The sequence below is a fragment of the Candidatus Solirubrobacter pratensis genome, from assembly GCF_000425945.1.
GTDB lineage: Bacteria > Actinomycetota > Thermoleophilia > Solirubrobacterales > Solirubrobacteraceae > Solirubrobacter > Solirubrobacter pratensis.
In genome coordinates, this window is record NZ_AUEK01000008.1 from 254,086 (window position 1) to 266,272 (window position 12,187).

General features: G+C 73.6%; 16 protein-coding genes and 2 tRNA genes. 11 read left to right on the forward strand and 7 right to left on the reverse strand.

The window, feature by feature from the left end; all coding sequences use genetic code 11:
* Positions 1 to 3: 3 nt before the first annotated feature.
* On the reverse strand, positions 4 to 654 hold the full coding sequence (gene rpiA / locus H958_RS0111620; protein ID WP_028058798.1) for a ribose 5-phosphate isomerase A: 651 nt from the start codon (positions 652 to 654) through the stop codon (positions 4 to 6).
* A gap of 177 nt (positions 655 to 831) precedes the next feature.
* Between rpiA and H958_RS0111625 the strand changes: the two genes are divergently transcribed.
* The 6 genes from H958_RS0111625 to H958_RS43230 are packed head-to-tail and all read left to right on the forward strand — an operon-like array spanning position 832 to position 4,092.
* Positions 832 to 1,578 (forward strand): SRPBCC family protein, encoded by a 747-nt coding sequence (locus H958_RS0111625; RefSeq protein ID WP_028058799.1) that lies wholly within the window; start codon positions 832 to 834, stop codon positions 1,576 to 1,578.
* Positions 1,578 to 1,919 carry a YciI family protein gene (locus tag H958_RS36625; RefSeq protein ID WP_037409901.1) on the forward strand — a complete coding sequence of 114 codons (342 nt, stop codon included), beginning with the start codon at positions 1,578 to 1,580 and terminating at the stop codon, positions 1,917 to 1,919. The genes H958_RS0111625 and H958_RS36625 overlap by 1 nt, the downstream gene beginning before the upstream one ends.
* A gap of 50 nt (positions 1,920 to 1,969) precedes the next feature.
* Complete coding sequence (locus H958_RS0111635; RefSeq protein ID WP_028058800.1) at positions 1,970 to 3,166, forward strand: RNA polymerase sigma factor; 1,197 nt, start codon at positions 1,970 to 1,972, stop codon at positions 3,164 to 3,166.
* Positions 3,147 to 3,428, forward strand: coding sequence for a hypothetical protein (locus H958_RS46225; protein ID WP_156027933.1), 282 nt, complete (start codon positions 3,147 to 3,149; stop codon positions 3,426 to 3,428). The genes H958_RS0111635 and H958_RS46225 overlap by 20 nt, the downstream gene beginning before the upstream one ends.
* Complete coding sequence (locus H958_RS43225; RefSeq protein ID WP_028058801.1) at positions 3,428 to 3,640, forward strand: NAD-binding protein; 213 nt, start codon at positions 3,428 to 3,430, stop codon at positions 3,638 to 3,640. Before H958_RS46225 ends, H958_RS43225 begins: the two co-directional genes overlap by 1 nt.
* A 53-nt stretch (positions 3,641 to 3,693) precedes the next feature.
* Positions 3,694 to 4,092, forward strand: coding sequence for an NAD-dependent epimerase/dehydratase family protein (locus H958_RS43230; RefSeq protein ID WP_407641142.1), 399 nt, complete (start codon positions 3,694 to 3,696; stop codon positions 4,090 to 4,092).
* A gap of 69 nt (positions 4,093 to 4,161) precedes the next feature.
* On the opposite strand, the gene H958_RS0111655 is transcribed toward H958_RS43230, so the two are convergent.
* Both H958_RS0111655 and H958_RS0111660 read right to left on the reverse strand, forming a co-directional pair.
* Positions 4,162 to 4,235, reverse strand: a tRNA-Met gene (locus H958_RS0111655).
* Positions 4,236 to 4,253: 18 nt separating this feature from the next.
* Positions 4,254 to 4,991 carry a DUF72 domain-containing protein gene (locus tag H958_RS0111660; protein ID WP_028058803.1) on the reverse strand — a complete coding sequence of 246 codons (738 nt, stop codon included), beginning with the start codon at positions 4,989 to 4,991 and terminating at the stop codon, positions 4,254 to 4,256.
* Between the two features lie 121 nt (positions 4,992 to 5,112).
* On the opposite strand from H958_RS0111660, the gene H958_RS0111670 reads away from it, so the two are divergent.
* The 3 genes from H958_RS0111670 to H958_RS0111690 all read left to right on the forward strand — a co-directional run bounded on the left by H958_RS0111670 (position 5,113) and on the right by H958_RS0111690 (position 7,844).
* Positions 5,113 to 6,036: a 2-hydroxyacid dehydrogenase gene (locus tag H958_RS0111670; RefSeq protein ID WP_028058804.1), complete on the forward strand. Its 924-nt coding sequence runs from the start codon at positions 5,113 to 5,115 to the stop codon at positions 6,034 to 6,036.
* Positions 6,033 to 6,980, forward strand: coding sequence for a Ppx/GppA phosphatase family protein (locus tag H958_RS0111675; protein ID WP_028058805.1), 948 nt, complete (start codon positions 6,033 to 6,035; stop codon positions 6,978 to 6,980). The genes H958_RS0111670 and H958_RS0111675 overlap by 4 nt, the downstream gene beginning before the upstream one ends.
* A gap of 627 nt (positions 6,981 to 7,607) precedes the next feature.
* Entirely contained in the window at positions 7,608 to 7,844 is a 237-nt protein-coding gene (locus H958_RS0111690) for a hypothetical protein (protein ID WP_028058807.1), read from the forward strand.
* 39 nt (positions 7,845 to 7,883) lie between these two features.
* Here H958_RS0111690 and H958_RS0111695 read toward each other — a convergent pair whose 3' ends face one another.
* Positions 7,884 to 9,521 (reverse strand): acetolactate synthase, encoded by a 1,638-nt coding sequence (locus tag H958_RS0111695; RefSeq protein WP_028058808.1) that lies wholly within the window; start codon positions 9,519 to 9,521, stop codon positions 7,884 to 7,886.
* A 109-nt stretch (positions 9,522 to 9,630) separates the two neighbouring features.
* Here H958_RS0111695 and H958_RS46230 point away from each other — a divergent pair, with 109 nt between their 5' ends.
* A complete protein-coding gene (locus tag H958_RS46230) occupies positions 9,631 to 9,792 on the forward strand; it encodes a hypothetical protein (protein WP_156027935.1) in 162 nt (53 codons plus the stop codon).
* 39 nt (positions 9,793 to 9,831) lie between these two features.
* On the opposite strand, the gene H958_RS0111705 is transcribed toward H958_RS46230, so the two are convergent.
* Positions 9,832 to 10,488 carry a DsbA family protein gene (locus H958_RS0111705; protein WP_196807316.1) on the reverse strand — a complete coding sequence of 219 codons (657 nt, stop codon included), beginning with the start codon at positions 10,486 to 10,488 and terminating at the stop codon, positions 9,832 to 9,834.
* Positions 10,489 to 10,750: 262 nt separating this feature from the next.
* Here H958_RS0111705 and H958_RS43235 point away from each other — a divergent pair, with 262 nt between their 5' ends.
* Positions 10,751 to 11,380: a winged helix-turn-helix transcriptional regulator gene (locus H958_RS43235; protein WP_196807338.1), complete on the forward strand. Its 630-nt coding sequence runs from the start codon at positions 10,751 to 10,753 to the stop codon at positions 11,378 to 11,380.
* A 284-nt stretch (positions 11,381 to 11,664) separates the two neighbouring features.
* Here H958_RS43235 and H958_RS0111715 read toward each other — a convergent pair whose 3' ends face one another.
* Together H958_RS0111715 and H958_RS0111720 are read right to left on the reverse strand one after the other, a co-directional pair.
* Positions 11,665 to 11,940 carry a DUF167 domain-containing protein gene (locus H958_RS0111715; RefSeq protein ID WP_037409989.1) on the reverse strand — a complete coding sequence of 92 codons (276 nt, stop codon included), beginning with the start codon at positions 11,938 to 11,940 and terminating at the stop codon, positions 11,665 to 11,667.
* Positions 11,941 to 11,990: 50 nt separating this feature from the next.
* Positions 11,991 to 12,075 (reverse strand) — tRNA-Leu (locus tag H958_RS0111720).
* Positions 12,076 to 12,187 lie beyond the last annotated feature (112 nt).

The following is a 12,187-nucleotide window of genomic DNA, read 5'->3' on the forward strand; positions in this document are numbered from 1 at the left end:
GGGTCAGCGAGGCGCTCGAATGGCAAGGTCCCCGGCGCTCGCCACGACGACGTCGGTGACGAGCTCGGGGCCGAAGAGCCCGTGCGCGACGACGCCCGGCTCGGCGTCCAGCCGGGCCGCGAGCGCGGCGGGATCCTCCACCGGGCCGGTCCAGTCGGCGATCACGCCGCCGTCGGGGCTCGGCGGCCCACCACGCAGGACGACGTGGCCGAGCCGGTGCAGCGTCGACGCGGTGCCGAACGCCAGCAGCTCCACGGGGACCGGGGGGCGGATGCGCTCCACGCGCTTCTCGCCGGACGCGATCACGACGAAGCGGGCGGCCGCGGCGGCGACGATCTTCTCGCGCGTGTGCGCCCGGCCGCCGCCCTTGACCAGCCACGGTCCCGGGGCGATCTGGTCGGCGCCGTCGATCGCGATGTCGAGCTCGGTCAGGCTCTCGAAGGGCTCGACCGCGAGCCCGGCCGCGCGGGCCGCGGCGGCCGTCGCGGGCGACGTGGCGACGCAGCGCAGGCGCAGCCCGCGGGCGCCGAGCGCCGGGAGCAGCGGCGCGACCGTGGTCCCCGTCCCGAGCCCGACGCGCATGCCGTCCTGCACCAGGCTCGCGGCGTACTCCGCCGCCAGCCGCTTGTCGGTCTCGACGGAGCCCGCGGTCACCGCGTGCAGCCTATGAGGTCCGCGCCGGCGGGCCGTTCGCCGGCGACGTCGACGACCTCGTCTACGCGCTCGTCGCTCGCATTGCATGAAAGCGCCTGTCGATTTCGGCGACTCCCGCGTGTCGAGGGGATAGATGGAGCCGCCTGGCGGCTCACCCGGCGAGTGAAGGAGGCGGACATGGTGAAGGAGTTCGAGGTGCGGTGGGAGGGCGAGCTGCCCGCCGGGCCGCAGGAGGTCTGGGACGCGATCACCCGGCACAGCGCCGGCTACATGTGGACGATCGAGTACGAGCCGTGGATCGGCGGGGCCGAGCGCGGGCTGACGGCCGGTGGCGGCACGGTGACGGCGTGGGCGCCGCTGCGCCACTTCTCGACGCGCACGCGCCCGGAGACCGAGCGCGACGGCGTGAACGAGCTCGACTACCGGCTCGAGCCGGTCGGCTCGGCCACCTACCTGCGCTACGTGCATCGCACCGCGGTGCCCGCCGGCGACTACGATCGCCAGCTCGCCGCGTGCCGGCACCACACGTCCTTCTACCAGCACTCGCTCGGCCAGTACGCGTGCCACTTCGCCGGTCGCGAGGCGGCCTACGTCAGCGTCGACGGCCCCGAGTCATCCCCGCAGGGAGGGTTCCTCGCACTGCGCCGCGCGCTCGGCCTTGCCGGCGACGTGGTCACCGGCGATCGGGTGCGGCTGACGCCCGCGGGCCTGGAGCCGATCGACGGCGTGGTGGACTACGTGACGGGGTCGTTCCTCGGCGTCCGCAGCGCCGACGCGCTGTACCGCCTCTACGGGCGCGACACTTGGGGCTGGCCGGTCGGCGTCGCGCTCCATCTCTTCGGCGAAGATGTCGACCAGGCGGCGAGCGAACGGGCGTGGGGCGACTGGGTCGCCGGCGTCTTCGACGGCGAAAGGGTGGCGTGATGGCGCAGTATGCGGTGCTGATCTTCGAGCGGGTGGCACCGGCGGACCTCCCGCCCGAGGTCATGCAGGGCCACATGGACCTGCCCGCGCGGGTCGCCGAGCAGGGCGGCCGGATCGTGGCGGGGCTGGCGCTCGAGCACCCCGACACGGCGACCGTGATCCGCGGCGGCGCGATCACCGACGGCCCGTTCTTGGAGACGAAGGAGGTGCTCGGCGGCGTGTTCGTGCTCGAAGCGCGCGACCTCGATCACGCGCTCGCGCTCGCCAGGCTGACGCCGATCGTGGACGGCGGCGTCGAGGTGCGGCCGCTGGTGGGCTTCGAGGTCCTGGAGGACGCCTGAGCGCCGTCGAGCACGCCGTCGCCGGCGCGCACCGCCGCGAGTGGGTCTACGTGCTCGCCGCGACGGTGCGCGTCACGCGCGACCTCGACGCCGCCGAGGAGGCGGTCCAGGACGCCTACGTCCAGGCGCTCGCGACGTGGGGGCGCGACGGCGTGCCCGCGAACCCCGGGGCGTGGCTGACGACGGTCGCCCGGCGCCGCGCGCTCAACCTCCTCCGCTCGCGGCGGACGCTCGAGGCCAAGCTCCCGCTGCTGCTGGGACCCACGGATGCCACCGACCCCGACCCCGAGACCGACGTGGACGAGATCCCTGACGACCGGCTGCGGCTGATCTTCACGTGCTGCCATCCGGCACTCGCGCTGGAGGCGCAGGTCGCGCTCACGCTGCGGCTGGTGTGCGGCGTCGCGACGCCGGACGTCGCGCACGTGTTCCTCGTGTCGGAGCCGACGATGGCCGCGCGCCTGACGCGGGCCAAGAAGAAGATCGCCGCGGCGCGGATTCCCTATGCGGTGCCGTCCGCCGGCGAGCTGCCGGCACGGGTCGACGCGGCGCTGACCGTGATCCACCTGCTCTACACGACCGGACACACGGCGAGGACGGGCGAGGCGCTCGTGCGCGACGCGCTGACCGCTCGGGCGCTCGACCTCGCCCGCATGCTGCGCGGGCTGCTGCCCGACGAGCGGGAGGCGGCCGGGCTGCTCGCGCTGCTGCTCGTCCACGAGGCGCGGCGCGAGACGCGCACCGACGCCGCCGGCCGGCTCGTCCGCCTGGCCGAGCAGGACCGCTCGGCCTGGGACCGCGAGCTGATCGCGGAGGCCGACAGGCTGATCGTCGAGGCGCTGCGCGCCGGCCCGCCGGGGCGCTTCCTGCTGCAGGCCGCGATCGCCGCCCTGCACGCGCAGGCGCCGAGCTACGAGGCGACCGACTGGCCGCAGATCCTCACGCTCTACGACGAGTTGCTGCGGATCTGGCCGTCGCCCGTCGTCGCGCTCAACCGCGCGGTCGCGCTCTCGATGGTCGACGGGCCCGAGGCGGCGCTGCGCAGCGTCGAGGCACTCGAGCGCGACGGCCGGCTCGCCGGCTATCGCTACCTGCCGGCGACGAAGGCCGACCTGCTGCATCGCCTCGGCCGCGACGCCGAAGCGGCGGTCGCCTACCAGGCGGCGATCGCGCTGACCGACAACGCCGTCGAGCACGCGTTCCTCGAGCAGCGTTTCGAGGCCGCGCATGGACCGGCGGGCGCCTGAACGCCGACTGCTGCGGGGCGTTTCGCGGTCCCAGGACGCAAGCAGCTCCGCGCAGGATCAGCCGCTCAGCCATCGGAGGTGTCGCGACCAGTGGCCCTCCGCCACTCGTCGTGCATCGCGTGCAGCCAAGCACACGGAACGTTTCGCTATCGGCGTCGATGACCAGTTCACGGTGTTCGGCGCCGGCGGCGCGCTGCTGTTCACGTTGCTCAGCGGCCTGCTGCTCGCGCGCTTGACGCCCGTCAGCGCCCGGGCGGCGTGATGGACGCCGTCGACCATGTCGTGCTCGGCGCCGGTGCCGTCGGGATGGCCGTCGCCGAGGCGCTGGCCGCTCGCGGGGAGTCGGTGCGGGTCGTCAGCCGCTCCGGGCTGCGCGAGCCGGTGGCGGACGTCCGATCCGTCGCCGGTGACGTCACCGATCCGCGTTCGCGGCGTCGGCGACGCGTGGCGCGCGCGTCGTCTACCAGGCGCTGAACCCGCCGTATCACCGCTGGGCGCAGGAGTTTCCCGGTCTGCAAGCCGCGGCGATCGCCGCGGCGCAGTCCGTCGGCGCGCGACTGGTCGTGATGGACAACGTGTACATGTACGGGCGGGCCCAGGGACGGCCGTTCACCGAGGAGCGCGATTACGACGCCCACACGCGCAAGGGCCACGTCCGCGCGGCGATGGCCCGCGACCTGATGGCCGCCCATGCCGCTGGTCGGGTCCAGGTCACCGTCGGTCGGGCGTCGGACTTCTTCGGGCCGCGCGCCGGCGCGCAGTCGTTGATCGGTGATCGGGTGATACCGCCGGCGCTCGCCGACAAGACCGCGCTGGTCATGGGCGACCCCGACATGCCCCACACGTACAGCTTCATTCCGGACATCGGCGCCTCAGAACCGCCCCTAGACGCACGAAGCCGCCTCATGGGCGGCTTCGTCGTGTGAAGGGCCAGCTTCGACCGGCGCCTCCAGTTCCAGCAGCGCATCCTTAGAACACTGCTCAGAACTGTGGAATAGCGGGGGCAGGATTCGAACCTGCGACCTTCGGGTTATGAGCCCGACGAGCTACCTGACTGCTCCACCCCGCGTCGCTTGGGCAGTCAATACTAGCACCGCATCAGCTCCTTCAAGCGGAGGGCGTTTCGCACCGCGAAGCCCTCCCAGTCGTTGTTGAAGTAGACGAACAGCTCCGCGTGCTGCCTGACCTCGGACAGCTTGTCCGCCCACTCGCGCAGCTCGGTCTCCGAGTAGTTCCCGCGGCGCCCGCGCCTGCCGTAGTGGAAGCGCACGAAGGACCAGTCGGCGGTGAGCTCGAGCGGCTGCCACGGGCGCTCGGGGTGGTCGCCGTAGGCCAGCGCGGCGCCGTAGGCGCGCAGCAGCTCGAAGACGTCGTGCGTGAACCACGAGCGGTCGCGGAACTCGAACGCGTGGCGGCCCGGCGGGAGCAGCGCCAGCGCGTCGGCGAGCCGGTCCTCGTCGCGCTTGAAGTTCGCGGGGAACTGCCACAGCACCGGACCGTGCTTGGGCGACTCCGTCAGCGGCTCGATCGCGGCGTAGAAGCGCTCCAGCCCCTGCTCGAGGTCCGTCAGCCGCTTCATGTGCGTCATGTAGCGGCTCGCCTTGGCCGAGAACACGAACTCAGGCGGCGTCTCGGCCACCCAGCGCGTGACCGCGTCCGGCTTGGCGAGCCGGTAGAAGGTCGTGTTGACCTCGACGGTCTCGAACAGCGTCGCGTAGTGCTCGAGCCAGCGCCGCGCCGGCAGGCCGCGCGGGTAGACGACCTCCCGCCAGTGCGGGTAGTTCCAGCCCGAGCAGCCGATGTGTACGGGCGGGGCTTCGCTCACCTGACCTCGAACTCGACGATCGGGCCCTCCTGCCGGCAGTCCAAGAGCTTCGGCTTGTGCTGGGTGGACGCGGTCACGAGGGCACGCTTCATCGCGCGACTCTAACCGCGATGATCAACCCGTGGGCCGGATCTTCATCACGCGCGAATTGCCCTTCGACGCCGTCGATCGCCTGCGCGCCGAGCACGCCGTCGACGTGTGGGAGCGGCCGGACCCGCCGCCGCCGGAAGCGCTGCGCGAGCGGGCGGCGGGAGCCGACGCCCTGTTGACGATGCTGACCGAGCGCGTCGACGAGGCGCTGCTGGACGCCGCGCCGCGTCTGCGCGCGATCGCCAACATGGCCGTCGGGACCGACAACATCGATCTCGAGGCGGCCGCCGCGCGCGGCATCGCGGTCGGCAACACGCCCGGCGTGCTGACCGACACCACCGCTGACCTCGCCTTCGCGCTGCTGCTCGGGGTCGCCCGCCGGCTGCCGGAGGGCGCCGCCGAGGTGCGCGACGGCCGCTGGGGCCCGTGGCAGCCGGCGCACGGGCTCGGGGCCGATGTCGCGGGAGCGACGCTCGGGATCGTCGGGCGCGGCCGCATCGGCGACGCGATGGCGCGCCGCGGCGAAGGCTTCGGGATGGAGGTCGTGCACAGCTCGCGCTCGTCCGGGATCCCGCTGGAGGAGCTCCTGGAGCGGGCCGACTTCGTCTCCCTCCACACCCCGCTCACGCCCGCGACGCGCCACCTGATCGACGCCGCGGCGCTCGAGCGCATGAAGCCGACGGCGTTCCTGATCAACACCGCCCGCGGCGGCGTGGTGGATCAGGCCGCGCTGCGCGAGGCGCTGATCGGCGGCGCGATCGCGGGCGCCGGGCTCGACGTGACCGACCCGGAGCCGCTCCCGCCCGACGACCCGCTGCTCGACGCGCCGAACCTGCTGGTGGTGCCGCACGTCGGCTCCGCGACCGTGCGCACCCGCGCGCGCATGGCCGCGATGGCCGCCGAGAACCTGCTCGCCGCGCTCGCAGGACGGCCGATGCCGTACCCCGCCACGTGACCCGCGTCGCGGTCGTCGACATCGGCACGAACTCTACGCGCCTGCTGGTCGCGGAGGTCGAGGGCGACGATTCGCCCTGCGGGCTCACGTTTCCCAGAGCGATCGCCCCGAGGGCGGTTCTCCCGCGCGCCGTGCGCGAGCTCGACCGCCGCACGGCCGTCACCCGCCTCGGCGAGGGCGTCGACCGTTCCGGCCGGCTCGGCGAAGCGGCGCAGGAGCGCGTGCTCGAGGCCCTCGACAGCTACCGCGACGCGATCGCGAGCGCCGACGTCCGCACCGGCGTGCTGACCTCGGCGGTCCGCGACGCCGCCAACGGGAGCGAGTTCGCGACGCGCGTCGCGCGCGAGTACGGGCTCAGCGCGCGCACGCTGACCGGCGACGAGGAGGCGCAGCTCACCTACCGCGGCGCGACCGCGCTGCGCGACGACCATGAGCCGCTGCTGGTGATCGACGTCGGCGGCGGCTCGACCGAGCTGGTCGTGGGCACGCGCGGCGTGGTCTCCTTCCACGTCTCGACGCAGAACGGCGTCGTGCGCCACACCGAGCGCCACCTGCACCACGATCCGCCGACGGCGCAGGAGCTCGAGGAGCTCGCCGCCGACGTCCGTATTCCGACCGCGCCGGCCAAGGCCGCAGTCGCCGTCGCCGGCACCGCGACCTCGTGCGCCGCGATCGACCTCGTCCTCGAGCCCTATGACTCCGGGAGAGTCGAGGGCTACGTGCTCTCGTTGGAGCGCCTTTGCGCGATCCGCGACCGGCTCGCCGCGCTGCCGCTGGAGGAGCTCAAGCGCGTGCCGGGCTTGCATCCTGACCGCGCATCGGTGATGGTGGCGGGAGTCGTGATCCTCATCCGGGTGCTCGAGGCCTACGATCTGGATCGCGTCGAGGTGTCCGAGCGGGACATCCTCTGGGGCGTCGCCCTCGCAAGCACAACTTCCGCCTGATGTCAAGAGCAACGATGTCCGGGGATGGACATCTGTTCGATTGCCCGGGCGATCGCTTGAGGTGGAGAATCACGGGCGTCGGAAGGGCGGTCGTGCCTCCCGCCGCCGTCCAACGACACATAGGTCCGGGCGATGCCGCATCATCGGCGCCTCCCGCCGCCCGGACCATCCAATAGGCCCCTCAAGGCACGTACCCCTGCCCGTCCTGACGGGGCCATCTCGAAGCCGCCCGCCCCCGCCGCGGGCGGCTTCTCTTAACGCCCCCGCAGGCGCTCGCGGCGGCGGAGGAGGACCCGTCGATCCACGACGTCGCGGTGTTCGCGCACGACGGGATCGACGACCTGACCGAGGCGCCGGAGCGCGCATCGGTGCAGAAGCTGCTGAGCGACTTCCACGCCGCGAGCGGCAAGCCCGTCGCGATGGTCGGCGCACACGCGCGCACAGCGGGCGTGGAGCGCAGCGAGGGCGTGCCGTACGTCGGCACGCCGGCCGCGGGCGCGGTCTCAACGGGCGGCTTCACCGGCTGGGTGCGCTGGGGCGCCGGGTTGAAGGCGGACGTGCACGCCGTCGCGCAGTCGATCGCGCTCGGGCGTCGCGCGCACGTACGAGACGTCCACGACGGCGACCGTGACGTCGAAGGCCGCGCGCGCCGCGCTCACCGCCTCGGCGGCGACGCCGGCCAACGGCGCATACAGCCTCGCCGCCCCGCTCGAGGTCGTGCCGTCGCGGTCGGCGTGGACGGAGCCGGTGAGCAACGACGCGTTCGCGATCGCGTTCCGGCAGGCGATCGGCGCGAGCGAGCCGCTGCGCACGGGCGCCTACGGCGCGGCGGTCACGTTCACGCTGTCCACGACGGCGCCGTAGCAGGCCGCCTGGAGGCCGCCCGCGGCGCGCGGGCGGCCTTCAGGCGAGGTTCGCCGACCGCGGGTAGGCGACCGACGGGTCGGTGAGCACGTTGACGAGCGCCGGCTTGCCGGCGCCGAGCGCGCGCTCGAGCGCGCCGCGCAGCTCTCCCGGCTCGCGCACGACCTCGCCGTGGCCGCCCAGCGCCTCGACGACCTGGTCGTAGCGCGTCTCCGGACGCAGGTCGGCGACCACCGACCAGCCGTCGTAGAGGAACTCCATCGGGTGCTTCTCCAGCGCCCAGATCCCGTTGTTGCCCATCACGCCGACGACGTCGACGCCGTGGCGCACGAGCGTGTCGTACTCGAGCCCGCTGAAGCCGAACGCGCCGTCGCCGAGCAGCAGCACGACCTGGCGCTCGGGGTGCGCGAGCTTGGCCGCCAGCGCGTAGCCCGGGCCGCTGCCGAGGCATCCGAACGGGCCGGGGTCCAGCCAGCAGCCGGGCGTGTAGGAGTCGACCACGCGGCCCGCGAAGGAGACGAAGTCGCCGCCGTCGCCGATGACGATCGCGTCGCGGTCGAGCAGCTTGGAGAGCTCGCCGTAGACGCGCATGGGATGCAGCGGCGCGCGCGGGTCCTCGAGCTGCTCGCGCTCGCTCTCGCGCTTCTCGGTCTCGATCCCGCGCAGGCGGGTGACCCAGCGCTTGGTGTCGTTGCCGGAGCCGCGCAGCGCGCGCAGCGTGTCCGTGAGGTCGCCGTAGAGCTCGGCGGCCACCTTGCGGGCGTGCTCGCGCGCCGGCTCGGCCACGTCGATCGCGACGATCTCGGTCTCGTCGCCGAAGGCGCCGCCGAAGCCGAGCCGGAAGTCCATCGGGACGCCGATCACGAGCGCCACGTCGGCGCCCTTGAGCGCGGATGAGCGGGCGCGGGCGAACGCGAGCGGATGGTCGGCCGGGACGCAGCCGCGCGCGAGGCCGTTGAGGAAGACCGGGATCCCGCGCTGCTCGGCGAGCTCGCGCAGCGCCTCCTCGCCGCGGCCCCAGTAGAGGTTCGTCCCCGCCATGATCACCGGGCGCTCGGCGTCGTCGAGCAGTGCGGCGGCGCGGTCGAGCGCCGGCTGCGCCGCGCGGCCTGCGCGCGGCGCGGCGACCTCGCGGCCCTCGTCCGGCACGTCCTCGGAGAAGACGATGTCGAGCGGGAAGTCGAGGAACACCGGGCCGGTGTGAGGGCGCCGGGCGACCTCGAACGCTTCGTCGACCAGCCCCGGGATCTCGCGCGTGGCGCCGGCCGTGGCGGCGAGCTTGACCACCGGGCGCACGAACGGGACGTGGTCGATCTCCTGCAGCGAGCCGCGGCCCCAGCGCGACGCGGGGGCGCGGCCGCCGAGCACGAGCATCGGCGAGTTGTTCTGCAGCGCCGACGCCATCGCGCTCATGCCGTTGGTCACGCCCGGCCCGGCCGTCAGCGCGCACACGCCCGGCTCGCGGGTCACCTTCGCCCATCCCTCGGCCGCGAACGCGGCCGTCGACTCGTGGCGGGTGTCGACGAGCTCGATGCCCTCCGCTACGCACCCCTGGTACAGCGAGAAGAGGTGGCCGCCGGACAGCGTGAAGATCCGGCTCACGCCGTGTGCCTTCAGGCGCCGGGCGATCAGGCGGCCGCCGTGCAGCCGCGTGCTTTCGTTCGCCTCCGTCGTCATCGGACGGCACCCTACCCCCCGCCTGGGGGGATCGGCTCTGGTTCGGCGATTCCCGGGACGTCGGCACGGGGTAGCGTCTGACGCCGGAGAGCGAGGAAAGGACTCGGACATGAACGAGCCTACGGTCAAGACCATCACCGACGCCGACCTCGAGCTGCTGCTCGTGGAGCGCGATCGCGACGATCCGATCCTGGCGTCGCCGCGCGAGCCGGAGGGCGAGCCGCGCGAGTCGCTGGACTCGCAGATCCTCGCCGGGCTCGTATCGCCGTAGCCCGGCGCTCGAGAGGGCGCCGAGCGGCGCCCGTGTCGCTCACACGCGGCTGAGCGCCGCGGCCCGCTCGCGCGCGGTGATCGCCGCGTCGCCGACGCGCCGCTCTCCCCAGACGACCTGCCGGTCGATCGCCAGCGCCGGCAGCCGGTCCACGCCGGCGCCGAGCAGCCGGCGCGCGGCCGCCTCGATCGCGCCGTCGCGGCGATCCTCGCGCGCGGCGCGCAGGCACGCGTCGAGCGGCAACCCGGCCGCGGCCGCCGCCTCGGTGAGGATGTCGAGGTCCTCGAGGTCGAAGCCGCCCGCGAACGCGAGCCGCGTCGCGGCCAGCACGAACGCGGCTCCGCGGCCCTCCTGGGCCGCGTGATGGGCGACGCGCATCGCCGCCGGCACCGGCGCAGGCCAGCGCTCGGGCCACTCGAGCGGCAGTCGCAGCGCGACCGCGCGCTCCTGGGCCCGCCCGGCTACCTCTCCCGCCTCGGCCTCCCCTGCCGGTAGATCACGGCACCGCAGCGTCGTCGCGCCCGCGGGCGTCCACGTGACCGCGTCGAACGCGCGGTCGACCCGCTCTGCCACCAGGTAGGTGAAGGGCGAGCCGAGATCGAAGAAGAACTCCGCTCGCACCGCCGCACCCCCCGCGGCCGCATCCGGCCGGGGCCGCCTGGCCCGGCGGTCCTCCAGCCTGATGAGATCACCCATACCGTCCATCCTCGTCTCGTGTCAATGCAGACGCGAAAGCTGATGCCCCCGACGCACCCATAAAACGCGCGAAGAGGATCGAACTTGCGCACTCGCTCACATCCGTGTGATCGGCCGGAGATGTCGACATCGTCAACCTTTCCACCGCTGAACCGGTTATTCTGCCCGCACTTCAAGGCCGCATCTCAGGGAGCCTCCAATACCACCTGTTCCGCCGCCCAAACGCCACCCATACGACCAGTGGTCGCCAGACGCGCGCGCCCTGGACCTCGTCGGGGACAAATGGACGCTACTCATCATTCGCGATCTCGCGGCCGGCCCGCGGCGGTTCGTCGAGCTGCAGCGAGTGCTGCCGGGCATCTCCACGGAGCAGCTGCGCTCGCGGCTGAACCGGATGGTGGCCGACGGGCTCTTGACGCGACAGCGCTATCGCGAGGTGCCGCCGCGCGTGGACTACGAGCTGACCGAGCGCTCGCGGGAGCTGATCCCGGTGCTCGGGGCGCTCGCCCGCTGGGGCTACGACTGGACGTGGAGCGCGCCCCGGCCGGGCGAGGACGTCAACGTCGGCGCCATCTTCCGCCTTGCGCCGGGCCTGCTCGAGCCGCCCGCGAGCCTGGAAGGCACCGTCGAGCTGATCGTCGAGGCCGAGGGCGACTCGCCTGAGCGCCAGTACCTCGTGACGCTCGGCGACGGGCGCGCCGAGGTGTCCGAGGTCGGCGGCGAGCAGCCCGAGGCGACCGTGCGCGGCACGGTCGCGGCGTGGGTCCGCGCGCTCGGGCCGGAGGGCTCGTCGGACGCTCTCGCGGTCAGCGGCCGCGACGCGCTGGCCGGCGCCGTCCTCGACGGCTTCGCCCGCGCGCGCACGCGTGGCGGAGCGGTCGCCGCCGCCTAGTTCCGGAGCCGGCCCGCCCTCGCGGGCCGGCGTCCGAACACTGACAGCGGCGCGCGACTCCCTGGAGCCCGGCGCCCGTGCGGCGGCCGGGGCGAGGGTCCTCATGCGGACCGGCGCTCCAGTCGCCACGGCCCGCTGCGCGTCCGCACGCGGACCCGTGCCGAGGGCCCGCCGGGTGTCCGCCTCCTGACCGCGGGGCAACCGCTCGCGGACGCGGTCATCCGCCGTCCCTCGTCCGCGCGCGGACTCGGGTTCGAAGCTCCGGTTCACTGTCCATCGGGCATTCACAGGTCCGTGCGCTGACCCAAGAGCGCGCGCCGCAGCGCCAGCTCATCGGCGCCCTCGACGCGTAGGACCTTGTCGCGCGCGGTCTGCCCGCGGATCACGCTGACCCGCGAGGGCGGGACGCCCGCGGCGCGGGCGACGAACGCGCACAGGGCGGCGTTCGCCTTGCCGTCGACCGGCGGCGCCGTGACGCGGATCACGATCGCGCCCGAACGCTCGCCGACCACCTCCTCGCGCCGTGAGCGCGGCTGGAGACGGATCGCCAGGTCCCCCATCGGCCGCAACCTACACCGAGGCCCGTCACGCCCGGCTCGAGCGATTCCAGTGCCCGGGGTGGGACTCGAACCCACACGCCCCTCAGGACAATCGGGTTTAAGCCGATCGCGTCTGACCAATTCCGCCACCCGGGCCGACAGGGGATCGTAGTGGCACGGCGCGACCGCCCGTTCGGGGCTCCGCCGGGGGGTACTAGCCTGCTTTCGGCGCAACTTCCCCACACGCGATCGGTTCTGCGTGTGGGCA